Origin of the sequence: Citrobacter sp. Cpo037, assembly GCF_030332945.1 — a bacterium.
Classification (GTDB): domain Bacteria; phylum Pseudomonadota; class Gammaproteobacteria; order Enterobacterales; family Enterobacteriaceae; genus Citrobacter; species Citrobacter portucalensis.
Map to the genome: position 1 here is coordinate 226,961 of NZ_JAOWGW010000040.1, position 24,040 is coordinate 251,000.

22 protein-coding genes and 1 tRNA gene are annotated in these 24,040 nt (G+C 53.5%); 11 read left to right on the plus strand and 12 right to left on the minus strand.

Annotation, left to right across the window (positions count from 1 at the left end; genetic code table 11):
* Window positions 1–9: 9 nt before the first annotated feature.
* The 8 genes from dppC to OGX94_RS04680 form a co-directional block, all read right to left on the minus strand.
* On the minus strand, window positions 10–912 hold the full coding sequence (gene dppC, locus OGX94_RS04645) for a dipeptide ABC transporter permease DppC (protein ID WP_003024315.1): 903 nt from the start codon (window positions 910–912) through the stop codon (window positions 10–12).
* Window positions 913–921: 9 nt separating this feature from the next.
* On the minus strand, window positions 922–1,941 hold the full coding sequence (gene dppB / locus OGX94_RS04650; protein ID WP_003827415.1) for a dipeptide ABC transporter permease DppB: 1,020 nt from the start codon (window positions 1,939–1,941) through the stop codon (window positions 922–924).
* A 166-nt stretch (window positions 1,942–2,107) separates the two neighbouring features.
* Window positions 2,108–3,715: a dipeptide ABC transporter periplasmic-binding protein DppA gene (gene dppA / locus OGX94_RS04655; RefSeq protein ID WP_003827414.1), complete on the minus strand. Its 1,608-nt coding sequence runs from the start codon at window positions 3,713–3,715 to the stop codon at window positions 2,108–2,110.
* Window positions 3,630–3,866, minus strand: a complete 237-nt coding sequence (locus OGX94_RS04660; RefSeq protein WP_162604169.1) for a hypothetical protein — start codon at window positions 3,864–3,866, stop codon at window positions 3,630–3,632. Before OGX94_RS04660 ends, dppA begins: the two co-directional genes overlap by 86 nt.
* A gap of 602 nt (window positions 3,867–4,468) precedes the next feature.
* A tRNA-Pro gene (locus OGX94_RS04665) sits at window positions 4,469–4,545 on the minus strand.
* A gap of 91 nt (window positions 4,546–4,636) precedes the next feature.
* Window positions 4,637–6,331: a kdo(2)-lipid A phosphoethanolamine 7''-transferase gene (gene eptB, locus OGX94_RS04670; RefSeq protein WP_003827412.1), complete on the minus strand. Its 1,695-nt coding sequence runs from the start codon at window positions 6,329–6,331 to the stop codon at window positions 4,637–4,639.
* Window positions 6,332–6,541: 210 nt separating this feature from the next.
* Complete coding sequence (locus tag OGX94_RS04675; RefSeq protein ID WP_063941883.1) at window positions 6,542–7,744, minus strand: L-lactate MFS transporter; 1,203 nt, start codon at window positions 7,742–7,744, stop codon at window positions 6,542–6,544.
* A 251-nt stretch (window positions 7,745–7,995) separates the two neighbouring features.
* Window positions 7,996–8,697 carry an autotransporter outer membrane beta-barrel domain-containing protein gene (locus OGX94_RS04680; protein ID WP_003827405.1) on the minus strand — a complete coding sequence of 234 codons (702 nt, stop codon included), beginning with the start codon at window positions 8,695–8,697 and terminating at the stop codon, window positions 7,996–7,998.
* A 159-nt stretch (window positions 8,698–8,856) separates the two neighbouring features.
* On the opposite strand from OGX94_RS04680, the gene tag reads away from it, so the two are divergent.
* Together tag and OGX94_RS04690 are read left to right on the plus strand one after the other, a co-directional pair.
* Window positions 8,857–9,426 (plus strand): DNA-3-methyladenine glycosylase I, encoded by a 570-nt coding sequence (tag, locus tag OGX94_RS04685; RefSeq protein ID WP_003827403.1) that lies wholly within the window; start codon window positions 8,857–8,859, stop codon window positions 9,424–9,426.
* Window positions 9,416–9,856: an N-acetyltransferase gene (locus OGX94_RS04690; RefSeq protein WP_003827401.1), complete on the plus strand. Its 441-nt coding sequence runs from the start codon at window positions 9,416–9,418 to the stop codon at window positions 9,854–9,856. Before tag ends, OGX94_RS04690 begins: the two co-directional genes overlap by 11 nt.
* On the opposite strand, the gene OGX94_RS04695 is transcribed toward OGX94_RS04690, so the two are convergent.
* A complete protein-coding gene (locus OGX94_RS04695) occupies window positions 9,825–12,158 on the minus strand; it encodes a molybdopterin guanine dinucleotide-containing S/N-oxide reductase (protein ID WP_257662193.1) in 2,334 nt (777 codons plus the stop codon). The genes OGX94_RS04690 and OGX94_RS04695 overlap by 32 nt on opposite strands.
* A gap of 159 nt (window positions 12,159–12,317) precedes the next feature.
* On the opposite strand from OGX94_RS04695, the gene OGX94_RS04700 reads away from it, so the two are divergent.
* The 6 genes from OGX94_RS04700 (at window position 12,318) to ghrB (ending at window position 18,233) form a co-directional block, all read left to right on the plus strand.
* Window positions 12,318–12,980 (plus strand): OmpA family lipoprotein, encoded by a 663-nt coding sequence (locus tag OGX94_RS04700; RefSeq protein ID WP_257662192.1) that lies wholly within the window; start codon window positions 12,318–12,320, stop codon window positions 12,978–12,980.
* Between the two features lie 104 nt (window positions 12,981–13,084).
* Window positions 13,085–14,101: a LacI family DNA-binding transcriptional regulator gene (locus tag OGX94_RS04705; RefSeq protein ID WP_100271779.1), complete on the plus strand. Its 1,017-nt coding sequence runs from the start codon at window positions 13,085–13,087 to the stop codon at window positions 14,099–14,101.
* A 99-nt stretch (window positions 14,102–14,200) separates the two neighbouring features.
* Window positions 14,201–14,950 carry a sugar phosphate isomerase/epimerase family protein gene (locus OGX94_RS04710; RefSeq protein WP_126956459.1) on the plus strand — a complete coding sequence of 250 codons (750 nt, stop codon included), beginning with the start codon at window positions 14,201–14,203 and terminating at the stop codon, window positions 14,948–14,950.
* Window positions 14,951–14,953: 3 nt separating this feature from the next.
* Entirely contained in the window at window positions 14,954–15,892 is a 939-nt protein-coding gene (locus tag OGX94_RS04715) for a sugar kinase (RefSeq protein ID WP_003827390.1), read from the plus strand.
* 64 nt (window positions 15,893–15,956) lie between these two features.
* Window positions 15,957–17,237 (plus strand): MFS transporter, encoded by a 1,281-nt coding sequence (locus OGX94_RS04720; RefSeq protein WP_048215328.1) that lies wholly within the window; start codon window positions 15,957–15,959, stop codon window positions 17,235–17,237.
* Between the two features lie 21 nt (window positions 17,238–17,258).
* Window positions 17,259–18,233, plus strand: coding sequence for a glyoxylate/hydroxypyruvate reductase GhrB (gene ghrB, locus OGX94_RS04725; protein WP_063941887.1), 975 nt, complete (start codon window positions 17,259–17,261; stop codon window positions 18,231–18,233).
* Window positions 18,234–18,291: 58 nt separating this feature from the next.
* Here the strand turns inward: ghrB and OGX94_RS04730 are convergent, their stop codons facing one another.
* Window positions 18,292–19,002: a DUF3053 domain-containing protein gene (locus OGX94_RS04730; RefSeq protein ID WP_003827386.1), complete on the minus strand. Its 711-nt coding sequence runs from the start codon at window positions 19,000–19,002 to the stop codon at window positions 18,292–18,294.
* A 380-nt stretch (window positions 19,003–19,382) separates the two neighbouring features.
* On the opposite strand from OGX94_RS04730, the gene OGX94_RS04735 reads away from it, so the two are divergent.
* The 3 genes from OGX94_RS04735 (at window position 19,383) to cueP (ending at window position 20,893) form a co-directional block, all read left to right on the plus strand.
* Complete coding sequence (locus OGX94_RS04735; RefSeq protein ID WP_003827383.1) at window positions 19,383–19,673, plus strand: HTH-type transcriptional regulator; 291 nt, start codon at window positions 19,383–19,385, stop codon at window positions 19,671–19,673.
* A 279-nt stretch (window positions 19,674–19,952) separates the two neighbouring features.
* Complete coding sequence (cspE, locus tag OGX94_RS04740; protein ID WP_000014594.1) at window positions 19,953–20,165, plus strand: transcription antiterminator/RNA stability regulator CspE; 213 nt, start codon at window positions 19,953–19,955, stop codon at window positions 20,163–20,165.
* Window positions 20,166–20,353: 188 nt separating this feature from the next.
* Window positions 20,354–20,893 (plus strand): copper-binding periplasmic metallochaperone CueP, encoded by a 540-nt coding sequence (gene cueP / locus OGX94_RS04745; RefSeq protein ID WP_003827382.1) that lies wholly within the window; start codon window positions 20,354–20,356, stop codon window positions 20,891–20,893.
* A gap of 66 nt (window positions 20,894–20,959) precedes the next feature.
* Here cueP and glyS read toward each other — a convergent pair whose 3' ends face one another.
* Complete coding sequence (gene glyS, locus OGX94_RS04750) at window positions 20,960–23,029, minus strand: glycine--tRNA ligase subunit beta (protein WP_257662191.1); 2,070 nt, start codon at window positions 23,027–23,029, stop codon at window positions 20,960–20,962.
* Between the two features lie 9 nt (window positions 23,030–23,038).
* The gene (gene glyQ / locus OGX94_RS04755; protein ID WP_001168551.1) at window positions 23,039–23,950 is read right to left on the minus strand and encodes a glycine--tRNA ligase subunit alpha; all 912 of its coding nucleotides are present in this window, start codon (window positions 23,948–23,950) and stop codon (window positions 23,039–23,041) included.
* Window positions 23,951–24,040: the final 90 nt, after the last annotated feature.

The window sequence follows — 24,040 nt, forward strand, 5'->3', positions numbered from 1 at the left end:
TCGAACCTCTTACTGCTTCAGTTTGGGATCGAGCGCGTCACGCAGACCGTCACCCATCAGGTTAAATGCCAGCACCGTCAACAGGATCGCCAGCCCCGGGAAGGTCACGACCCACCAGGCGCTTTGGGCAAACTGCAGAACGTCAGAGAGCATGGTGCCCCATTCCGGCGTAGGCGGCTGTGCGCCCATCCCCAGGAAGCCGAGGGCAGCCATATCGAGAATGGCGTTAGAGAAGCCAAGCGACGCCTGAACAATCAGCGGCGCAAGACAGTTAGGAAGAATGTTGACGAACATCTGGCGCATCGCGCCGGCTCCCGCCACGCGAGATGCAGTGACGTAGTCGCGGTTAACTTCCACCAGCACAGCGGCGCGCGTCAAACGGACATAGTGCGGCAATGCCACGAACGTCAGCGCCAGCGCGGCGTTGCCAATCGAGGGGCCAAATACCGCCACCAGCACCAGCGCCAGCAACAGGCTCGGCAATGCCAGCATGATATCGACCACACGCATGATGACGTTATCGACAATCCCGCCAAAGTAACCGGCGATCAGCCCAAGAACCACGCCCATCAGCAGGGAGAGAACTACCACCAGACAGCCGACCAACAGTGACAGACGCGCACCGTACATCAGGCGGGACAGCACGTCGCGGCCTACATCATCAGTACCAAACAGATGCGCCATGGTACCGCCTTCCTGCCACGCGGGAGGAGCCAGCAGCGTATCGCGGAACTGGTCTGCCGGGTTGTAGGGTGCGAGGACGTTGGCAAAGACCGCAATCAGGATCATCACCACAACGTACACCAGCCCAACAACCGCACCTTTGTTGCGTTTAAAATAGTGCCAGAACTCCTGCAACGGAGTCATCGGCACCGGTGCAGCAATAACTTTATTTTCAGTAACCTGTGACATGATGGCCCCTTACTTCTTATGCCGAATACGCGGGTTCACCACGCCGTACAGCAGGTCTACCAGCAGGTTGACGAGGATAATCATCGTCGCGACCAGCAGCACCCCGCCCTGCACCACCGGATAATCGCGGCGTTGCAGCGCATCGATCAGCCAGCGCCCCAGTCCCGGCCACGAGAAGATGGTCTCGGTCAGGATCGCCCCGGCCAGCAACGTACCAACCTGCAGGCCGATAACGGTCACCACGGGCAGCATCGCGTTACGCAGAGCGTGAATAATGATGACGCGCATACGGGTCAGGCCTTTGGCGCGCGCGGTACGGATGTAATCTTCACCCAGCACTTCCAGCATCGATGAACGGGTCATACGCACAATGACCGCCAGAGGAATGGTACCCAGCACCATCGCAGGCAGGATCATATGCGCCAACGCATCAATAAAGTTGCCCTCTTCACCCCAGATGGCGGTGTCGATAAGCATAAAGCCGGTTAGCGGATTGGAATCATCAAGGAACACCATGTCGCTCACCCGCCCAGAAACTGGCGTCAGGTTCCACTGCACGGAAACCAGCATGATCAGCATCATGCCCCACCAGAAAATCGGCATGGAGTAACCGGTCAGCGCCAGGCCAACGGCGGTATGATCGAAAATAGAGCCGCGCTTAACGGCAGCAAGTACACCCACTGGGATACCCACTGCGACGGCGAAAATCATCGCGCAGACGCCGAGTTCCAGCGTTGCTTTGAAGCGAGGTACGAACTCTTCCCACACCGGTAAGCGGCTTTTCAGTGAGATACCTAAATCACCATGCATAACCCCCCAGATATAGTGGAGGTACTGCTGCCACATCGGCTTATCCAGACCGAGTTCAGCCAACAGTTGAGCATGACGCTCAGGGGAGATCCCACGTTCACCCGCCATGATCATAACCGGATCGCCGGGGATCATATGGACGAAGGCAAAGGTGAGAAGAGTGATACCGATAAACGTGGGGATGACGAGTCCCAAACGTCGGAGAATGAACTGCAACATAACCCGGATTCTCTCTAATGACGCACGGCCTGGAACCGTGAGTCTGTATTGCTCACAAATCTTATCCCACGCAAACTGCATCGCGGGTAAAGCATTACGCCGGAGGGCGCTGCGCTTATCCGGCCTACACATCACCGGGGCGCAGCGCTTCCTTAATTGCTTTTAATTATTCGACAGAGACGTTTTCGAAGTGGTGTTTGCCTAATGGATCAACCACATAGCCTTTCACTTCCTTACGCACTGGTTCGTACACGGTGGAGTGAGCAACAATCAGAGCCGGAGCCTGGTCGTGCATAACAACCTGAGCTTGCTTGTACAGTTCAATACGTTTGTTGTGATCGTCGGTCGCACGCGCTGGCTGGATCAGGTCTTCAAACGGCTTGTAGCACCAGCGAGAGTAGTTGGAACCGTCTTTCGCTGCCGCACAGCTGAACAAGGTGGCGAAGAAGTTGTCCGGATCCCCGTTGTCGCCGGTCCAGCCCATCATCACCGCCTGATGTTCACCCGCTTTGGCGCGTTTCAGATACTCGCCCCACTCGTAGGTCACAATCTTGGCCTGAACGCCAATTTTCGCCCAGTCAGCCTGAACCATTTCTGCCATACGACGTGCGTTCGGGTTATATGGACGCTGTACCGGCATAGCCCACAGCTCAACGGTAAAGCCTTTGTCCTGACCAGCTTCCTTCAGCAGCGCTTTGGCCTTCTCAGGATCGTAGGTGTAGTCTTTAACGTCGTCGTTATAGCCCCACATAGTCGGCGGGATCAGGTTTTTCGCGGCAACGCCAGCGCCCTGATAAACCGCTTTGATGATCGCTTCTTTGTTTACCGCGTAGGTCAGCGCCTGACGAACTTTCACGTCATCAAACGGTTTCTTCTCGGTGTTGAAAGAGAGGTAGCCAACATTCAGACCCGCCTGCTCCATCAGGTTGATGTTTTTATCCTGCTTCATGCGCGCGATGTCTGCCGGGTTCGGGTACGGCATCACCTGGCACTCGTTCTTCTGCAGTTTGGCGTAACGCACGGAAGCGTCAGGCGTAATGGAGAAGACCAGACGGTCGATCTGCGGCTTGGTGCCCCAGTAACCTTCGAATGCTTTATACAGAATACGGGAGTCTTTCTGGTACTGCTGCAGCTGGAACGGACCGGTACCAATTGGGTTCAGATCCACTTTCTCCGGAGAACCGGCTTTCAGCATGTTGTCAGCATATTCTTTGGAAAGAATAGAAGCGAAGTCCATCGCCAGGTCAGCCAGGAACGGCGCTTCCGGGCGAGTCAGCACGAACTGAACGGTTTTATCGTCCACTTTTTTCACTTCGGAGATCAGATCCGGCAGACCCATCCCTTCGAAGTATTCATAGCTGCCGCCAGAGACTTTATGGTACGGGTTCTGGGCATTTTTTTGACGATCGAAAGAGAACACCACGTCATCGGCGTTAAAATCGCGCGTCGGTTTAAATTCTTTGTTGTCCTGCCACTTCACGCCCTGACGCAGGTGGAAGGTGTAGGTTTTGCCGTCTTCGCTGATTTCCCACTTCTCAGCAAGGCCCGGGATCACTTCAGTCGTACCGGTTTTGAACTCGACCAGGCGGTTATAGATCGGTACGGAGCTGGCATCATAGGTGGTGCCAGAGGTGAAAAGCTGCGGGTTAAAGCCTTCAGGAGATCCTTCTGAACAATAAACCAGAGTTTTAGCCTGTACGCTTGCTGCGACGGTCATAGCCACCAGGCTCAGACCAAGCTTCAGCATCCCTGACTTCTTCAAGGAAATACTCATTCTTCTGCTCCAAATGTGATGTTTGTTGTTTTACCCTTTGCAGTGGGTTTGCACCGCCTGGCCTTTTTTGTTTTTTACCCGGCCGGGTCGGCGTTAAGAGGATGGGGATTCCGTTCACATAAGCGACTGAGTTGCAGTGCGGATTCTCCATGAAATGCCCCTCATACCCTACAATCTGTCAACAGAATGTGAAAACGTCAATACAGGTCACCGTGATTTACGCCAACGGTGAGAATTCACAAACAAAGATTAAAAAAAGTGCGGAAGGACATTTTCAGCAGGGAAATTTGTGCTACGCGTACTATGCCAGAATAAACATCTTCATATTTCGCAACATTTGGTGATTAACATTTATGCAATTTATTCAAACTTTCTAAATTAATGCTGCATATCTGAGCGATTAATACCATGAACGTTAAAGCGCACAGCGTAAAATGCCAGCTTCAGCCATAAGTAGCGCAAAAAAAGTTTCAAGCAAATATAAAAAAAGGCAATGGAATATGTCACAGAATCGTTAACAGTCAGTGGGAAGTGGTGCACAATTTTTGCAGATAAAATGAAGGTCAAACATGGGGTCGGAAAAACAAAAAATACGCCCTGCCAGCGCTTTGCCTGTAGGCCGGATAAAGCGCTTGCGCCGCCATCCGGCAGTGTCTGTTATAGCGTGATGTTTTGCCTGATGGCACTTCGCTTATCAGGCCTACAAAAGCCACAAATGCAAAAAGCCCGCTCAGAGAGCGGGCTTTTTAAATTTGGTCGGTGATAGAGGATTCGAACCTCCGACCCCTTCGTCCCGAACGAAGTGCGCTACCAGGCTGCGCCAATCACCGAATGCGGGGCGCATCTTACTGCTCAGCTGCGCGCCCGTCAATCCCTTAGTATCAAAATGCCATTTGATCGGTGAGAAAGTCAGCAGCTCAGTTACTGGGCTGTAGCCTTATTCGCGTCCGGGATACGGCACCAGTTGTTATTCTCGTTAATACCACCATTTGGCGAGGTATAACCGAGGCAACCCAAAATGGTGTCGTACAGTTCAACATGACGACGCGGCACCTTCATATCAGCTTCTTGCTTAAGGTGTGCAAACGCCTTCGCATGGTCGGGGTCTTCCAGATACTTGTCAGACATCCACACCATCATAGGAACGCGGAACTGCTCAGGTGGCGCCATTTTACGCGGCGTACCGTGCAGGTGCTCGCGCTCGTTAATCGACTCACCGTGATCGGCGGCGTAGAACACGATCGCTTTCTTATCGCGTAGTTGATCAAACACTTTGGTAATAAAGTGATCAACATAGGTTACCGAGTTATCGAATGAGTTGATCATCTGGGCCTTCGAGCAGCCACTATCAACATTGACACATTCCGGCTTCCACTGCGCATATTCGCGGGTGTAGCGCTGGGTGTAGTTAAAATGCGAGCCCTTAGTATGCAGAATAATCAGATGCTTGCCACCATCTTCATTATTTTGTAGAGACTGCTGCATCTCGGTAATCAACAGCATATCGTCAACGTTCTTGCCACGGTTGCGCGGCTCTGCGCCAATCTGCTCACGATAGGCGATGTTCTCCGCCATGGTGTTACTGTAGAACCACATCTCGCTTTGCATCGCGTAAAGATCGGTCTTGAACCCTAACTGGCCGAGCACGGAGAAGACGTTTTGTTCTTTCAGAGTACGCTGCGGGTTTTCTTCTGCCCCACCCTCACGCACGAACATACAACGCAGCGAAAGTTTTGTTGCCGTATCACAGGAATATCCACGGAAGGCGGCCAGATTTTTCTCCTGGGCGAGCCTTGGCGTGGTATTACGCTCATAGCCAAAAATCCCCATATGATCCCAGCGGGTCGTTTCGCCGATAATAAAGACCACATAGGTGTCGTCGAGGTTTTTGGGGGCAACATAGGTAAACTTCTTCGCCGGGTTCATCAACGATTTGTTGTCTGAGGATTCATCCACCTGTGCCCAGGCGTACAGACCCAGCGCGGAGAGCCAGTTTGACGGCAGATAGGAATTCGCCACTACCCCGCCATAGCTGGGTAAATCGATTCCCGTTGCTCGCTCAACGCTTCTCTGTTGCATGCTCAGCAGGCGAATCGGCGCCCATACCATCAAGCCAGCCAACAATACCACCGCCACGCTACGCCATCTCATGCCAGGTGTACGGATCTGTTTCATCAGGGTATAGCGGCAGCGATTACTCCAAATCAGAACCAACGGTAAAATGCTGACCGAAACCAGCCACACGACAAAATGCCAGCCAACAACTTCTTTCGATAAATCAATATCCGTGGTCATTACGGAGGCAATAATACCGTAACCAATTACCACATTCAGGAAGGTCATGTAATAGCTGGCACCGGCAGAACACAGCACCACTAAGGTTGTCAGGACACGCCAGGCGCGCCGACCAAATAAAGAGAGAAGCCGTAGTAAAAAGAAGGTCACCAGAACAGTGCCGGCTAATTCAACAACCGCAGAGAGTCCTTTCCAGACGGTAAACTCGTGTGCATATCCGCTAAAGCGCCGGAAAAATACAGCACAGTTCATAAACAAACCGATATAGATTGCCAGCAGGAAACTGAGTTTCTGCTGCGTCATCGACTTAATGTATCTCATGCAAACAAACCCTGGGAATCGGGATAAAAACACCCTGTGCAGTAGTCAAACAGACCAGGCAGGGGAAAATGCGACAACAGCAGAGGTGAAATGTCTACGGGCGCGGGTAAGTAGACCACAGGAGGGTGAAAAAGTGCTTATGGAGAATGCAAATGGCGCATATATTTTTGTAAATATATGCGCCAGGTATTAATCAGACTACTAATAGGTTTAGGCGTGCGCCTCGGTATATACGCTACGCTGTGGCTGGCGGATGGTGGTGGAGAGTGCCAGTGAGATAATTAACAGCGCAAAGATAACGCAGAAGGTCACATAGAAACCGCCGAACAGCGAGGCGATAATGGAACCACAAATGCTGCCGATACCGAAACCTAAGTAAATGACACCGTAGTTTTTAGCCAGGTTGTTCAAACCGAAGAACTCGCTCACCAGTGACGGGAACACGGTGATGGTACCGCCAAAGTTAAATGCTACACAGGCAATCGCCGCAAAGAAGGTCACATCATTCAGCGGGGCGAACAGCAGTGCCGCCATACCGACCAGCGAAACGACCTGCCCAATGGTGATAACGCGAATACGAGAGATTTTGTCGGACAGAATCCCCAGAACCAGACGACCGGACAGGTTAGCTATAGAAATGACGGTAACCGCATTTGCCGCCGTTGCCACATCCATATGCGCCAGGCTTTGTGCAATATCTTTCGCCACGCCAATCACATACAGCCCACTCATACACGCCGTCAGGAACATCACTGCCAGCATCCAGTACTGCGGTTTACGCATGGACTGCGCCAGGGTGTAGTCATTCTCAACCACGCCATTTTTCGTTTTCACTTCCTGATTCGGCGCGTCTTTCATCAGCGTGGAGCCAAATACGATCATCACCAGCACAATCGCGCCCCAAATCATGAAGGTTTTTTCCAGACCCACAGTGCTCAACAGTTGGCTGTCGATGAATTTAAAACCGAGGCTGCCAAGACCGTAAGAACCGATGGCAAAGGCGGAAATCAGCCCTTTACGCTCAGGGAACCATTTTACACAGTTGGAAAGTGTTAACAGGTAGCCTGCTCCATCCGCCAGACCGACCAATACACCGGCGCTCAGCCACAGCATAATCAGGCTGTCAGAGTGGGCGGTTAAGAAGAAGCCGACACCCAGTAAAATACCGGAGGCCATGGTGACGCGTTTCACGCCAAAACGTTCCTGCAGTTTCCCGGCGACGGAAGAAGAAATTGCCAGCCCGAGGCTCAGCAGGCCAAAGGAAAAGGCAACCTGACTCACTGGCGCATCAAGCTTAGAAGAGAGCGCACCGTTAAACAGGCTCCAGGTATAAACAGAACCTAAAGCAAATTGAGTAATGATGGTGCCGATCAGTGTCAGCCAGCGGGTACGCTGATAATCAGAAGTTTTCATGGCAGTCTTCCTGCATAAACAAAATGGGAAATTCTCTGCCAACAACCATACCGAAGCGCTTTTATGAGCAGGAGAAAACGGCATGAAATGCCGCCAGGACGGAATGAAATGCCTGGAATGTGGAATGAATGACGAGACAAAAAGTCGGGTTACTGAATTTTATCGCATGAGTTAGTACACGCTATCGCTGGAGTGCGTGTGATTGTTGATCTCAACATGTAATCAAGATGTTTATGTGCTGATTACTTACGTTAAAATTTGGCGCTCACTCCCATGGTGTACATATAGTCACTGTTGTTGGTGCTGTTTTCAGCCTGCGAAAGCGCTGCGTAAGCCGCCATGTGCGGGTTCAAGAGCATATCCGCACCGACGGTGACATCCACCCAGTTACCATCCTGACCCGCTGCTGACATGCGGCTGAGACCCGACTGCGCCTTCCAGATATTCTCGCCAAACTGCTGGTTATAGCTGATTTGCGCCCACGGTCGCACATCACCGAACTGCGAATTGACTCGCCAGCCCAACGAGCTCACGCTGGCATGCCACAGCGGATCGTTCTGCGTTACCGAAGTCGCGCTGTCGCCAAATTCGTTGTAAGTAGATGTGGTTGAACCGTCATAATGCAGTGCGGCAACCGGACCGGTCGTTACCTGCCTGGACAGCGGGAAGTTCCAGCCCATACTCATGCCGCTGGTCGCATCCATAGGCGTCTCATCCGCAAGATTCACCACGGGACCCGCCACGTTCTGAGTGGAACGAATACGTTCTTCCAGAATGTCGTTATAACGTGGTTGGTGATCGCTGTCCCATGTATAACGTTCAGCCGTATGCCCTGACATAGCATCAACGATATATTCTTGTTGCCAGCCATATGCTGTATTGATGGACAGCGCACAAACTACGACGCTCGCCAGAGTTAACCTTTGGCGACCACTACTGTTTCTTATAATCATCAACGCGACTCCAGAAAAGAGCCGAATTCGGCGATATTATTGTCATTGTGTGAAGGATATCGGGCCCATCAGGCCCTGTATTAAATATTGTCTTTTTAGCTGGCGCGTCAAGGCGGGCCGAATGAAATTTTTACGCCAGTAAAAACAGCGAGGAAGAATATGCAGCGTTGCGGATGGGTCAGCCAGGATCCACTTTACATTGCCTACCACGACAAGGAATGGGGCGTCCCCGAAACTGATGGTAATAAACTGTTCGAAATGATCTGCCTGGAAGGTCAGCAGGCCGGGTTATCGTGGATTACCGTACTCAAGAAACGGGAAAATTATCGCCACGCTTTCCACCATTTTGATCCGGAAAAAGTGGCGGCCATGACCGAAGAGGATGTGGAAAGGCTGGTACTGGATGCCGGCATTATTCGTCATCGCGGAAAAATTCAGGCCATTATCGGCAACGCTCGCGCTTTTCTGACGATGGCGCAAAACGGAGAGTCGTTTAGCGAATTCGTCTGGTCATTTGTTGATAACCAACCGCAAGTGACTCGCGCCGCCAACCTGAGTGATATTCCCACCTCCACGCCTGCGTCAGACGCGCTGTCTAAAGCGTTAAAAAAACGTGGATTTAAGTTTGTCGGCACCACCATTTGTTACTCCTTTATGCAGGCGTGCGGCCTGGTCAACGACCATGTCACCAGCTGCATCTGTTATCCGGGAGAACAACATGATTCGTGAATCCAAGGCTGAAGATCTGCCGTCAATTCTGGCGCTGTGGATGGAAAGCACAATCCATGCCCATCCGTTTATCGAAGAGCGCTACTGGCGCGAAAGTGAATCCGTGGTGCGGGATGTTTATCTGCCAGCCGCGCAAACCTGGGTTTGGGAAGAAGAAGGCGAGCTCAAAGGCTTTGCCAGCGTGATTGATGACCGCTTTCTCGGCGCGCTGTTTGTCGCACCTGCCGCCATCAGAAGCGGGATCGGCAAAGCGCTGGTGCAGCATGTCCAGCAGCGCTTTTCGATACTCAGCCTTGAGGTCTACCAGAAGAATCAATCAGCGGTGAACTTCTACCATGCGCTGGGTTTTCGCATTGAAGACGGCGCATGGCAGGAAGAGACTCACCACCCCACGTGGATTATGGGCTGGCAGGCGGATCAAACGCCGTAAGCGCCAACATTGGTCCGCTATATTTTTCAAGCCACGCCAGCGCAGTATTGCCCGCGCAGCCATTCCCCAACTTCGAGCTGGGGAGATCTTTGGTCAGCACGTTGACGGCGCCATTTTTACAAATACCGTTCACTGCGAGATCCAAATCAGGCCACGCGCCTTCATGAATACAGATGACGCCGGGTTTAATACCCGCCGTCACCACCGCGCCCGCCAGAACTTGCCCGCGCTGGTTCCACACCCTGACCGTATCGCCATCCGCAATGCCGCGCGCGTGGGCGTCCTGCGGATGAATCGTTATCGGCTCACGATCCGCTACCGCGTACTGCTCACGTAGCGCACTGTAGTTAAGCTGACTATGCAAACGGTGCGCCGGATGGGCGGAAAGCAGCTGTAGCTGGTCCGGTTCGGCGTTACCGAACCACTCATCCGGCTCCAGCCACATCGGGTGCCCCCCGCAGTCCGCGTAACCGTAACCTGCAATCCTCGCGGAGTAGATTTCAATTTTTCCGCTGTCCGTTTTCAGCGGATGCGCCTGCGGGTCGCGGCGAAAATCCGCAAAACGGATAAACTGTGCGCTGGCGGCGTTTTCCGGCATTTCGATCAGGGCGTTGCGCTGCCAAAACTCGGCGAAAGGCGGCAATGTCACATGCTGACTGGCCCCACGTTGCCCGGCAATATTGTAAAAAGTCTCCAGCCACGCCAGTTCGCTTTTACCTTCGGTGAACCGTTCATATCCGCCCTTTTCCCAGCGCTCACTCAGCTCGGCAAAGACATCAAAATCATTTCGCGCTTCGTCCTGCGGCGGTACGACCTGCTTCATCGGCACCAGGTGCTGGTTGCTGTAATCGCCGGTCATGGTCAAATCATTACGCTCAAAGGAGGTGGTTGCTGGCAGCACGATATCGGCATGCTTTGCTGCTGCGGTCCAGAAACACTCCGAGATGACCACCAGCTCCGGTTTTTGCCAGGCGCGAATTAAACGGTTAGTGTCCTGATGATGGGTGAAGTTAGCGCCACCCGCCCACCACAACATGCGAATGTCCGGGAAATGACGGTCCATGCCGTTGTGCTGGTAAAAACCACCGGGGTTCTCCAGCGCTTCAACAATTCGTGCCACCGGAATTTTATCTACCGCGTCGGTGCCGCCTTTAACGCTGCCCTGCATTGAAGCCAGTACCGCAGCCCGGCGCGTTGGGTTGCCGCCGTTGGCAAAATGGTACGACAGCCCAAAACCGCCGCCTGGCGTCCCGATTTGTCCGAGCATGGCGGCCAGGGTGACAATCATCCAGTGTTTCTGCTCGCCATACTGCTGGCGCTGCATGCCCCATCCGGCCATCAGCATGGTGGTATTTTGGTGAAATATCGCCGCAAGTTCGCGTATCTTCGCCGCCGGAATGCCACAAATATCTGCCGCCCATTCTGCCGTTTTTGCAACATCATCAGATTTACCCAGAAGATAGTCGGCAAAACGGTCATATCCGGTGGTACACCGGGCGAGAAAGTCCTCGTCATGCCAGCCGTTTTCCACCAGCGTATGCGCGATGCCCAGCATCAGCGCTACGTCGGTCCCCATATGCGGGGCAATCCATTCCATCTTATCGCCAAAGAAATCGACGCTTTCCGATCGCATCGGATCGATACAGATCAACCGTTTACCGCTGTCGCGCAATGCCTCAAAGTACGCGAGGCCCTGCTCATCGGACGCGTTCCAGGCAATCTTGAGAGTGTTGAGCGGATTGGCGCTCCACAACACCACCACTTCGCTGTTCTCCAGCACCACCGGCCAGCTGGTTTGCTGCTGGTAAACTTCGTTCCCGCCCACCACGTACGGCATGATCGCCTGCGCAGCCCCCGTCGAGTAATCCCCCAGATGCCCGGTATAACCGCCCGCCAGCGCCATATAACGCTGTAACAGGGTCGCCGCTTTGTGTAACACGCCGTTGGAACGCCAGCCGTACGAACCGGCAAAAATTGAGGCCGGGCCGTAGCTGTCACGGATGCGTTTATGCTGCGTATGGATAAGATTCAGCGCGTCGTCCCAACTGACGCGAACAAACTCATCCTGCCCACGTACGCCCTGTGGGTTCTCCGGCGAGGCGAGAAACCCTTTACGCACCATCGGAAAACGTACCCGCGTTTTACTGTGAACCTGGTCGCGCACCACGGTTTGCAAAGAGTTGGGATGAGCGGTGGGCAGCGCGCCACGCGAGGAGAAAACCGTCTCACCATCAGTGTCGACGAGGATTGGTCCCCAGTGGGCGGCGGTTAACACCGAGTAATGTGCGGGTGAATTAGCCAAGATGGCGCTCCTGAATGCGATGTGACGGCTTATTTATTATGCCGTTCAATGTTACTTACAAATTTCAGAGTCTTCCCTGGAATTTTCTTCATGTTCACACGTCATAATCAACCGCCACGGTCGCTGTGGCAAAGAAGAAAAAGTCATTAAGGAATTAAGATGAAGAAACGTGTATTTGTTATTGCTGCCATCGTGAGCGGCGCCCTGGCGGTTTCTGGCTGCACAACAAACCCTTACACCGGCGAACGCGAAGCGGGTAAATCCGGCATTGGCGCAGGTATTGGCTCTCTGGTCGGCGCGGGTATTGGCGCACTCTCTTCTTCGAAGAAAGATCGCGGCAAAGGCGCACTGATTGGCGCAGCGGCTGGCGCGGCCGTTGGCGGTGGTATCGGCTATTACATGGACGTGCAGGAAGCGAAACTGCGCGAAAAAATGCAGGGAACGGGCGTCAGCGTGACGCGCAGTGGCGATAACATCATTCTGAACATGCCAAACAACGTCACCTTCGACAGCAGCAGTGCCAACCTGAAGCCTGCGGGTGCTAACACCCTGACCGGCGTGGCGATGGTACTGAAAGAGTACAATAAAACCGCCGTCAACGTGCTGGGCTTCACCGACAGCACCGGTAGCCAGGATCTGAATATGCGTCTGTCGCAGCAGCGCGCAGACTCCGTTGCCAGCGCCTTGATCACTCAAGGGGTCGCAGCTAACCGCATCCGCACTCAGGGTATGGGCCCAGCAAATCCAATCGCCAGCAACAGCACAGTGGAAGGTAAAGCGCAAAACCGCCGCGTAGAAATTACCTTAAGCCCGATCCAGTAACGTTTTGTGCCGGATGGAGACAGTCCGCGTCCATCCGGCATGAAGCACTTGCCATCGTTGATTTTCGCGTTAAGGTGTTGTCACCAAATTCAGGGAAATCAGCGATGAGCAAATCAACACGGGCAACCATCAGCGATGTGGCGAAAGCTGCAAAAACCGGCAAGACCAGCATTTCACGTTATCTCAACGGTGAAAAGCACCTGCTTTCCGACGCGCTGCTGGCCCGCATTGAACAAGCCATTGCCGATCTCGACTACCGTCCCAGCCTGATGGCAAGAGGCCTGAAACACGGTCGTACCCGCCTGATTGGCCTGATCATCGCCGATATTACTAACCCCTACTCCGTCAACGTGCTAAGTGGTATTGAAGCCGCCTGCCGCGATAAAGGCTTTACTCCGCTGGTGTGTAACACCAACAACGAAGTGGATCAGGAACTGCATTATCTCGACCTGCTGCGCAGCTACCAGGTCGAAGGGATTGTGGTCAACGCCGTCGGGATGCGCGAAGAGGGGCTGAACCGCCTGCAACAGTCTGCGCTGCCGATGGTACTGATTGACCGTAAAATTCCCGATTTCGCCTGTGATATGGTCGGGCTGGATAACACCCAGGCGGCAACGGTTGCCACCGAACATCTGGTCGAACAAGGTTTTGAAGCCATCCTGTTCCTCAGCGAACCACTCGGCATGGTGAATACCCGCCGCGAACGCCTGAGCGCTTTTCGCACCACGCTCGCGCAATACCCCGGTGTTATCGCGCAAAATGCCGAAGTCCCGCTCACGGACAATACGCAACTGGACGACACCCTGCGCCAGTTTCACCAGCAGCATCGTGGCATGCGCAAAGCCGTTATCTCTGCCAACGGTGCCCTCACGCTACAAGTAGCCCGCGCCCTGAAACGCATTGGCCTCAACTGGGGGAGCGACATTGGCTTACTCGGCTTTGACGAACTGGAATGGGCAGAGCTGGCGGGCGTTGGTATTACCACGTTGAAACAACCCACCTGGCAGATTGGTTACACCGCCGTTGAGCAGGTTGTGCGCCGGATTGATGGCGGCTCCGCTGCCATTCAGGAACAGGTCTTCTCCGGCGAGCTGATCGTGCGCGGCTCTACCGCCCGTTAAATTACCTTCGTGATGGTGATCATAAATTCGACATCATAGGCTTTTCTTTGGAACCGGTTCCACCTAGCGTTATAACAAGAACGCTAGTCTGGAGTTTCCATGAAAAGAAAAATTATGGTGGTCACCGCCGCTTACGGCCACGACCAGGTACGGGCCGCAGGCGGGCAAACGGCAATGCTGCCCATCATCGCTGAAGCCGGTGCTGACGGCGTCGAAATCCGCCGCGAGCTATTAACCGACGCCGAGCTGAAGACGCTGTCAACGATGGCTTCTGCGATCGAAATCTTCGGCCTGCTGGCCTGTTACTCAGCGCCTGAACCGTTGTTCCTTGAGGATGGTAACCTCAACCCCCGTCTTCCAGAACTACTTGAGGAAGCGCAGGCCTTGCAGGCACTGTGGTTAAAAGTCTCCCTCGGCCATTTTTCCCATACCGAACAGTTCGACGTTCTACGCCAATGGCTGGACAACAGCGGAATGGAGCTGGTTGTCGAGAACGATCAGACCGACTGCGGACGCCTGCAGCCAATGCAGCGCTTTAACGAAGCCTGTCAGGCGCAAAACCTGCCGATATCTCTGACCTTCGATATGGGCAACTGGCTGTGGGTGGGCGACTCCCCAGAAGAAGCAGCACAAAACCTGGCGTCAACCGTTGGCTATATCCATGTCAAAGCCGCAGTTGCATATCACGACAGCTACCGCGCCGTACCGCCTGATGAAGCCGATCCGCGCTGGCTGGCGCTGCTAAAAACGCTGCCCAACGATGTCCCACGCGGCATTGAGTTCCCCCTGGAAGGGCAGGATTTGGTGGCGGTTACCCGCCGCTACGTTGAGCTGTTACGCGAGGAGTAACGCATGAAAAATTCACTGGATGTGGTCACTATTGGTGAAGCGATGGCGATGTTTGTCGCCACGCAAACCGGCGAACTGGCGGATGTGGAGCAGTTTATCAAGCGCGTTGCAGGTGCTGAGCTTAACGTAGCGACCGGTCTTGCTCGTCTGGGCCTGAAGGTCGGTTGGGTGAGCCGCGTTGGCAACGACAGCTTTGGCCGTTTTATCGTTAAGTCGCTGGAAAAAGAAGGGATTGATGCGCAGGGAGTCACCCAGGACGGGCGTTACGCTACCGGCTTTCAGCTTAAATCTAAGGTTGAAAATGGAACCGATCCCATTGTGGAATATTTCCGTAAAGGTTCCGCTGCCAGCCACCTCAGCATTGAAGATTATCACGAGGCCTATTTCGCCAGCGCGCGCCACCTGCACCTGAGCGGCGTAGCAGCAGCACTTTCTGCCAGCTCTTATGAACTACTGGCGCATACCGCCCGCACCATGAAGGCCCAGGGGAAGACCATCTCGTTCGACCCGAATTTGCGCCCGGTATTGTGGAAAAGCGAAGCCGAAATGGTGGAAAAACTGAACCGCCTGGCATTCCAGGCAGACTGGGTTTTACCAGGGTTAAAAGAGGGCATGATTTTAACCGGTCAGCAAACGCCTGAAGCCATCGCCGACTTTTATCTGCGCCATGGCGTGAAGGCCGTGATCGTGAAAACCGGGGCTGATGGCGCCTGGTACAAAACCGCCAGCGGCGAACAAGGCTGCGTGGCACCGGTAAAAGTCAACAACGTGGTCGATACAGTCGGCGCAGGCGATGGCTTTGCCGTGGGCGTTATTAGCGCCCTGCTGGAAGGCCGCTCGTTGCATCAGGCGGTGACCCGCGGCAATAAAATTGGCGCACTGGCCATTCAGGTTCAGGGCGACAGCGAAGGATTACCCACACGTGAACAATTAGGGGAATAAACTCCCGGCCAACTCTGTACCCTACATACAGAGGCGGCGTATCAGCATAACCAGAGGGCAGTCTATGAATAGCTCAACTAATGCAGCAAAACGCTGGTGGTACATCATGCCAATCGTGTTTATCACGTATAGCCTGGCGTACCTTGACCGCGCGAACTTCAGCTTCGCCTCCGCCGCCGGTATCAACGAGGACCTCGGCATTACCAAGGGGATCTCTTCCCTGCTGGGCGCACTGTTTTTCCTCGGCTATTTCTTCTTTCAGATCCCGGGCGCAATTTACGCTGAACGCCGCAGCGTACGAAAACTGATTTTTGTCTGTCTGATCCTCTGGGGCGCATGCGCGTCGTTAACCGGCATGGTCAGCAATATTCCAATGCTTGCCGCCATCCGCTTTATTCTTGGCGTCGTTGAAGCAGCCGTGATGCCGGCAATGCTGATTTATATCAGCAACTGGTTTACGAAATCTGAACGCTCGCGCGCAAACACTTTCCTGATCCTCGGTAATCCGGTCACCGTCCTGTGGATGTCCGTGGTTTCCGGTTACCTGATTCAGGCGCTGGGCTGGCGGGAAATGTTCATCATCGAGGGCTTCCCGGCCATCATCTGGGCGTTCTGCTGGTGGGTGCTGGTAAAAGACAAACCGTCTCAGGTCGGTTGGCTGTCAGAATCTGAAAAAGCCGCCCTTCAGGCACAACTGGAAAAAGAGCAGCAAGGCATCAAAGCCGTACGTAACTATAGCGAGGCTTTCCGCTCACGTAACGTCATCCTGCTGTGTATGCAGTATTTCGCCTGGAGTATTGGCGTCTATGGTTTTGTCCTGTGGCTGCCGTCGATTATCCGCAACGGCGGCGCAAACCTGGGGATGGTGGAAGTTGGTTGGCTGTCATCCGTACCGTATCTGGCGGCGACGGCGGCGATGATCCTCGTCTCCTGGGCGTCCGATAAGCTGCAAAACCGTAAGCTGTTTGTCTGGCCACTGTTATTAATAGCCGCTTTCGCGTTTATCGGCTCCTGGGCCGTAGGTGCAGACCACTTCTGGATTTCTTACACGCTGTTAGTTATTGCAGGCGCGGCAATGTATGCCCCCTATGGTCCCTTCTTCGCCATCATCCCAGAAATGCTGCCGCGCAACGTCGCCGGTGGGGCAATGGCACTGATCAACAGCATGGGCGCGCTAGGCTCATTCTTTGGTTCATGGTTTGTCGGCTACCTCAATGGCGCTACCGGCAGCCCGTCCGCCTCGTACATTTTTATGGGGGTAGCGCTTTTTGTCTCAGTGTGGCTAACTTTAATTGTTAAGCCTGCTAATAATTCCCAAATTCCGGTTGGCGCACGCCACGCTTAAATTTAACTTACGGAGATTCGCATGAAGCCGTCCATTATTCTCTATAAAGCGTTACCTGACGATTTACTGCATCGCCTGGAAGAGCATTTTACTGTGACTCAGGTGCCTAACCTGCGCCCGGAAACGGTCGCACAGCACGCCGACGCTTTTGCCAATGCAGAAGGTCTGCTGGGCTCCAGTGAAGCCGTCAATACCGCTCTGCTGGAGAAAATGCCCAGGCTGCGTGCGACATCCACGATTTCCGTAGGCTATGACAACTTCGACGTCGATGCCCTCAACGCGCGTAAGGTGCTGTTGATGCACACGCCAACCGTGCTGACGGAAACCGTCGCCGATACGGTAATGGCGCTGGTGTTAAGCACCGCTCGCCGCGTAGTGGAAGTTGCCGAACGGGTAAAGGTCGGCGAATGGACCAAAAGTATCGGACCGGACTGGTTTGGTACCGATGTACACCACAAAACGCTGGGGATTGTCGGTATGGGCCGCATTGGGCTGGCGCTGGCACAACGTGCGCATTTCGGCTTTAGCATGCCGATTCTCTATAATGCGCGCCGTCATCATCAGGAAGCAGAAGAACGCTTTAATGCACGTTACTGCGACCTCGATACGCTGTTGCAGGAGTCTGATTTTGTCTGCCTGATCCTGCCGTTAACCGACGAAACGCATCATCTGTTCAGCACCGAGCAGTTTGCCAAAATGAAGTCTTCCGCCATTTTCATTAACGCCGGACGTGGCCCGGTGGTCGATGAAAAAGCGTTGATTGCCGCCCTGCAAAAAGGCGAAATTCATGCCGCTGGCCTGGATGTATTTGAGCAAGAGCCATTACCGGTAGACTCACCGCTGCTGTCACTGCCCAACGTGGTGGCCGTACCGCACATTGGTTCAGCCACGCACGAAACGCGCTACAACATGGCGGCCTGTGCGGTGGATAACTTAATCGATGCGCTGCAAGGACGCGTTGAGAAGAACTGCGTAAACCCGCAGGTCGCATCATAAACAAAAGGCCGGGTAGCGCTTACGCTCACCCGGCCTTTCATGTATTACCGTATCTTAATTACTGAGCGGCATTCACCGCAGCAGTCCAGGCCTGATTAAATGCCTGATGCTGAGCAGCCAACGGGCCAATCAGCGTATTGTACTGACTTGCCTGCTGTGACGTTGGGAACTGGATACCGTTGGCGACAAAGCTCACCTGCGTATCCTGCTGCGCCACAAAATCACCAACCTGCACCAACTGCTGCGTGAAAATTTGCGCGGCAGGGATCAGCGGCTGTAAGGCCTCTGCTGGTGCAGTAACAACTTTGTTGTACACCTGATCAAAGACCGGCTTCAGATCTTCGCCCTGCTTCAGCGCGCCATGCGCAGCATCTGCCTGTAGTTTCGCATTCTGCAACTGTTGCCCTAATACACCTAGCGCACCATTTGCCTGACGCAGCGGTTCACGCTGAGTCACATAATCCTGAGGAACACGAATCGCATTTACGCTATCAACCACCGGGCGCAGACCGGAGTCCATCGCCTGATTAACCTGCTGCGAATAGCCATACAGAATCGCGTAATCGGACACAAACGGGCCAAACTGTTTTTTCTGATCGGCGGTCAGCGTTGGTAAACGCTCTCCGCTACGCATTGCAGTATTCTGCAGAAAATCGATAAACGCTTTGCGTTGATCGCCTTCTTTATCAAAACACCCACTCAGGCCAACTACCATTAAGAGCGCCAAAACAGGCGCAAACCAGCGAGAGCAGGACTTACCTGTCGCCATTTTAATACTCCTTTCACCCAAAAATGCGCACAACGACACCCGCGTGCCTGACGTTGACAAGGATAGTCCAGGTCAGCCCCGCAAGATACCCTTTCCGCGTAATCTTGTGGGGGAAAATAACCGTTCCCACCACCGTTCGTTTTGCTAAACAATGCTGCATTTACCACTCGGCGTCATATTTTAGTCATCTTTACAATCGGAATCGATCGTTCGGAGATCCCGACCTTTATCAGTTCGTTAGCCAGCAAAAGATTATCACCTGCGATCCGCTGAAACGAATCCATCACACAAACCTTAAATCCGGCTTCATTTTTTCCGACTACTCTTAATGAGCTTCGAAGAAATTCACGATCCCGCTGTGTGATTTGTAGGAGTTCTCAATGGAATACAAAGATCCTATGTTTGAACTGCTAAGCAGTCTGGAGCAGATTGTTTTTAAAGATGTATCGCAGACGGTCACTCTGCCGCAAAAAACCAACCCTTTCACCGAATTTGAACAGCTACGACGAGGGACAGGTTTAAAAACAGATGATTTTGCCCGAGTGATGGGCGTGACGGTCGCGATGGTTCATGAATGGGAGTCTAAACGCGTAAAGCCTTCCACTACCGAATTGAAGTTAATGCGCCTGATTCAGGCAGACCCTAGGTTAAGTAAGCAACTGATGGATTGAACTATTTTTCAATTTTGCTTAAGAACGGTCCTGTTACAGGGCCGTTCTCTTACGAAGGTTATCCACAAAAAAGAAAATAGTAGTTGCATCCACATGCGTAAAATGAGTTAATGCCCTCAACGGTTTGACGTACAGACCATTACAGCAGTTAGTAAGGCAAGTCCCTTCAAGAGTTATCGTTGATACCCTTCGTAGTGAGCATTTCCTTTACTGTTAAAAAATCTGTAAAGCACGCCATATCGCCGAAAGGCACACTTATTTTTTAAAAGGTAATACACTATGTCCGGTAAAATGACTGGTATCGTAAAATGGTTCAACGCTGACAAAGGTTTCGGCTTCATCACTCCTGACGATGGCTCTAAAGACGTGTTCGTACACTTCTCTGCTATCCAGAACGATGGCTACAAATCTCTGGACGAAGGTCAGAAAGTTTCCTTCACCATCGAAAGCGGCGCTAAAGGCCCGGCAGCTGGCAACGTAACCAGCCTGTAAGCTTAAAAAGCTCAAAAATTCTGAATCCCTGCCAAACGGCGGGGATTTTTTTTATCTGTACTTCGCAGCACATCCCACCTAAACGCTTCTTTGCATTACTTTACCCGTCGCCCCTTTGACCTTTCCCTAAGGGCAAGCTTTATAGTGAGCCAGTCTATATTCCACAATTTTCACAAGGAATTGAAGCTATGTCGAAATCCTCACTGCTGCTGATTTTAGGTTTGCTCACCACTGGTACTGCGTTCGCGGCAACGCCGGAAGCTACTTTTCTGGCCGAACACGGACTTAGCGGGAAATCCGTCGAACAAATCGTAGAAACGATCGATCAATCACCGCAGAGTCGCCCGCTGCCGTACTCAGCGTCCATCACCAGCACCGCGCTGAAGCTCTCTTCGGGCGATCAGGTTTATACCCTGCCGCTCGGTGACAAGTTCTATCTGTCGTTTGCCCCGTATGAATGGCAAACACATCCTTGCTTCAACCACAGCCTTTCTGGCTGCCAGGGCGAAATGCCGGAGAAGACATTCAATGTCAAAGTGACGGATAACAAGGGTGATGTGGTGGTACAAAAAGCGATGAAGAGCGGCCGTAATGGCTTTGTCGGGGTATGGCTACCGCGCAATATGGAAGGCACCATCGCAGTGAGCTACAACGGTAAAACGGCGAAGTATCCTATTAAGACGATGGAAGACAGCCAGACCTGTCTGACAAAATTGCAGTTGCGCTAATAACATAAAAAAATGCCGGATAAGGCGAAGCCGCCATCCGGCATTTTCTAAGTCAGCGCAGGGCCATTACTGCAGCAGAGAAATATCCGCCACGCGCAGGAACAGCTCGCGCAGTTTTTCGAGCATAGACAGACGGTTAATACGCAGATCTTTATCTTCTACGTTGACCATCACTTTCTCGAAGAACGCATCAACCGGTTCACGCAGTTCCGCCAACTCAACCAGCGCTTCCTGGTAACGACCGGCAGCGAAGACAGGCTCCAGCTTATCGCGCAGCACAACCACCTGCATTGCCAGCGCAATTTCTTCCGGCTCTTTCAGCGTCGCCGCATTCACGCGGTCATTCAGCGTCTCTTCAGACTTCGCAAGGATGTTCGATACACGCTTGTTCGCGGCAGCCAGCGCGGACGCGGCTTCCAGCGTACGGAAGTGCGAAACCGCCTTCATACGTGCGTCAAAATCAGCCGGACGAGTCGGACGACGTGCCAGTACGGCCTGAATGGTGTCGACGGTGTAACCTTCGTCCTGATACCAGGCGCGGAAGCGACCGAGCATAAAGTCGATAACGTCATCCACCACGTTGGCGTTGGTCAGCTTGTCACCATACAGATGAACCGCTTCTTCGGTCAGCGTTTGCAGATCCAGATTCAGGTTCTTCTCAACGATAATACGCAGCACACCCAGCGCAGCACGACGCAGCGCAAACGGGTCTTTGTCGCCTTTCGGATGCTGACCAATACCGAAGATACCCGCCAGGGTGTCCATCTTGTCAGCAATCGCCACGGCACAAGCTACCGGGTTCGACGGCAGATCATCACCGGCAAAACGCGGCTGATACTGTTCGTTCAGCGCCACGGCTACATCTTCCGCTTCGCCATCGTGACGCGCGTAGTGCATGCCCATCACACCCTGGGTGTCGGTGAACTCGAAGACCATGTTGGTCATCAGGTCACACTTGGACAGCAGGCCAGCACGCGTTGCGTGGTTAACATCAGCGCCAATCTGACCAGCAATCCAGCCCGCCAGAGCCTGGATACGGTCAGTCTTGTCGCGCAGCGTACCCAGTTGCTGTTGGAACAGCACGGTTTGCAGACGCGGCAGATGGTCTTCCAGACGTTTTTTACGGTCGGTATTGAAGAAGAACTCGGCATCCGCCAGGCGCGGACGAACGACTTTCTCGTTACCGGAGATAATCTGGATCGGATCTTTCGATTCGATGTTGGCAACGAAGATAAAGTTCGGCAGCAGTTTGCCGTCGTTCGCGTAAACCGGGAAGTACTTCTGGTCACCTTTCATGGTGTGTACCAGCGCTTCAGACGGAACTGCGAGGAATTTCTCTTCGAACTTCGCGGTCAGCACTACCGGCCATTCCACCAGCGAGGTGACTTCTTCCAGCAGGCTTTCGCTCAGATCAGCGTTACCGCCAATCTTACGCGCCGCTTCTTCAGCATCGGCTTTGATTTTCGCTTTACGCTCAGCGTAATCCGCAATTACTTTGCCGCGCTCACGCAGGATTTCCGGGTACTGATCGGCAGAATCGATGGTGAATTCCGGTTCGCCCATAAAGCGGTGCCCGCGGATCACGCGATCGGACTGAATGCCCAGAATCGTTGCCGGAATCACTTTGTCGCCCAGCAGCAGGGTCACGGTGTGAACCGGACGCACGAAGTGGACATCAGACGCGCCCCAGCGCATCAGTTTCGGGATAGGCAGCTTCGCCAGTGACGTGGCGATCATGTTTGGCAGCAGCGTTTCTGCGCTTTCGCCTTTTACATGCGCACGGTACAGCAACCATTCGCCTTTGTCGGTAGTCAGACGCTCAGCCTGATCAACCGTGATGCCGCAGCCACGTGCCCAACCTTCTGCCGCTTTGCTCGGTTTGCCTTCAGCGTCAAACGCCTGGGCAATGGCCGGACCGCGTTTTTCAACTTCGCGATCGGGTTGAGATTCCGCCAGATTCGCGACTTTCAGCGCCAGACGACGCGGCGCGGCGAACCACTCAACGTTGCCGTGCGCGATGCCAGCGTTATCCAGCTCCGCGGTAAAGTTTGCAGCAAAGGACTCAGCCAGGCTGCGCAGTGCTTTTGGTGGCAGCTCTTCAGTGCCGATTTCCACCAGAAAAGTTTTCTCAGACATGGCCGCCTCTTATTTGTCTTTGTTGCACATCGGGAAGCCAAGGGCTTCACGGGAAGCGTAGTAAGCTTCTGCCACTGCTTTAGTCAGGGTGCGAATGCGCAGGATATAGCGCTGACGCTCGGTGACGGAGATGGCTTTACGCGCATCCAGCAGGTTGAAGCTATGGGCGGCTTTCAGAATACGTTCATACGCAGGCAGCGGCAGCGGATTTTCCAGCGCCAGCAGCTGCTGCGCTTCTTTCTCGTACTGCTCGAAGCAGGTGAACAGGAAGTCCACGTCGGCGTATTCGAAGTTGTAGGTGGATTGCTCCACTTCGTTCTGATGGAACACGTCGCCGTAAGTGGTTTTACCCAGCGGGCCGTCGCTCCAGACCAGGTCGTAAACGCTGTCTACGCCCTGAATGTACATGGCCAGACGTTCCAGACCGTAGGTAATTTCCCCGGTTACTGGTTTACATTCCAGACCACCAACCTGCTGGAAGTAGGTGAACTGCGTCACTTCCATGCCGTTCAGCCACACTTCCCAACCCAGCCCCCAGGCACCCAGCGTCGGGTTTTCCCAGTTATCTTCCACGAAACGGATATCGTGAATGGTCGGGTCCATACCCAGTTCTTTCAGAGAACCCAGGTACAGCTCCTGAATGTTGTCCGGAGACGGCTTAATCACTACCTGGAACTGATAGTAGTGCTGTAAGCGGTTCGGGTTTTCGCCATAGCGGCCATCGGTCGGACGACGAGAAGGCTGCACATAAGCAGTCGCCATCGGCTCCGGCCCCAGCGCACGCAGGCAGGTCATTGGGTGAGATGTTCCCGCGCCGACTTCCATGTCCAATGGTTGAACGATGGTGCAGCCCTGGCGAGCCCAGTAATCCTGTAAGGTCAGGATCAAGCCCTGGAAGGTCCTGGTATCAAACTTTTGCATATTATTTCGTGCTGGATACGTGTGGATTTAAAGGAAGCGATCAGTATACCCGCTGGCTGCAAGATATACAGTACGAAACGGGAAAAAGGG

What these genes read in the sequence shown, in the direction of transcription:
- dppC (WP_003024315.1), bottom strand. Translation starts at nt 912, where the DNA reads ATGTCACAGGTTACTGAAAATAAAGTTATTGCTGCACCGGTGCCGATG.
- dppB (WP_003827415.1), bottom strand. Translation starts at nt 1,941, where the DNA reads ATGTTGCAGTTCATTCTCCGACGTTTGGGACTCGTCATCCCCACGTTT.
- dppA (WP_003827414.1), bottom strand. Translation starts at nt 3,715, where the DNA reads ATGAGTATTTCCTTGAAGAAGTCAGGGATGCTGAAGCTTGGTCTGAGC.
- OGX94_RS04660 (WP_162604169.1), bottom strand. Translation starts at nt 3,866, where the DNA reads ATGGAGAATCCGCACTGCAACTCAGTCGCTTATGTGAACGGAATCCCC.
- eptB (WP_003827412.1), bottom strand. Translation starts at nt 6,331, where the DNA reads ATGAGATACATTAAGTCGATGACGCAGCAGAAACTCAGTTTCCTGCTG.
- OGX94_RS04675 (WP_063941883.1), bottom strand. Translation starts at nt 7,744, where the DNA reads ATGAAAACTTCTGATTATCAGCGTACCCGCTGGCTGACACTGATCGGC.
- OGX94_RS04680 (WP_003827405.1), bottom strand. Translation starts at nt 8,697, where the DNA reads ATGATTATAAGAAACAGTAGTGGTCGCCAAAGGTTAACTCTGGCGAGC.
- tag (WP_003827403.1), top strand. Translation starts at nt 8,857, where the DNA reads ATGCAGCGTTGCGGATGGGTCAGCCAGGATCCACTTTACATTGCCTAC.
- OGX94_RS04690 (WP_003827401.1), top strand. Translation starts at nt 9,416, where the DNA reads ATGATTCGTGAATCCAAGGCTGAAGATCTGCCGTCAATTCTGGCGCTG.
- OGX94_RS04700 (WP_257662192.1), top strand. Translation starts at nt 12,318, where the DNA reads ATGAAGAAACGTGTATTTGTTATTGCTGCCATCGTGAGCGGCGCCCTG.
- OGX94_RS04705 (WP_100271779.1), top strand. Translation starts at nt 13,085, where the DNA reads ATGAGCAAATCAACACGGGCAACCATCAGCGATGTGGCGAAAGCTGCA.
- OGX94_RS04710 (WP_126956459.1), top strand. Translation starts at nt 14,201, where the DNA reads ATGAAAAGAAAAATTATGGTGGTCACCGCCGCTTACGGCCACGACCAG.
- OGX94_RS04715 (WP_003827390.1), top strand. Translation starts at nt 14,954, where the DNA reads ATGAAAAATTCACTGGATGTGGTCACTATTGGTGAAGCGATGGCGATG.
- OGX94_RS04720 (WP_048215328.1), top strand. Translation starts at nt 15,957, where the DNA reads ATGAATAGCTCAACTAATGCAGCAAAACGCTGGTGGTACATCATGCCA.
- ghrB (WP_063941887.1), top strand. Translation starts at nt 17,259, where the DNA reads ATGAAGCCGTCCATTATTCTCTATAAAGCGTTACCTGACGATTTACTG.
- OGX94_RS04730 (WP_003827386.1), bottom strand. Translation starts at nt 19,002, where the DNA reads ATGGCGACAGGTAAGTCCTGCTCTCGCTGGTTTGCGCCTGTTTTGGCG.
- OGX94_RS04735 (WP_003827383.1), top strand. Translation starts at nt 19,383, where the DNA reads ATGGAATACAAAGATCCTATGTTTGAACTGCTAAGCAGTCTGGAGCAG.
- cspE (WP_000014594.1), top strand. Translation starts at nt 19,953, where the DNA reads ATGTCCGGTAAAATGACTGGTATCGTAAAATGGTTCAACGCTGACAAA.
- cueP (WP_003827382.1), top strand. Translation starts at nt 20,354, where the DNA reads ATGTCGAAATCCTCACTGCTGCTGATTTTAGGTTTGCTCACCACTGGT.
- glyS (WP_257662191.1), bottom strand. Translation starts at nt 23,029, where the DNA reads ATGTCTGAGAAAACTTTTCTGGTGGAAATCGGCACTGAAGAGCTGCCA.
- glyQ (WP_001168551.1), bottom strand. Translation starts at nt 23,950, where the DNA reads ATGCAAAAGTTTGATACCAGGACCTTCCAGGGCTTGATCCTGACCTTA.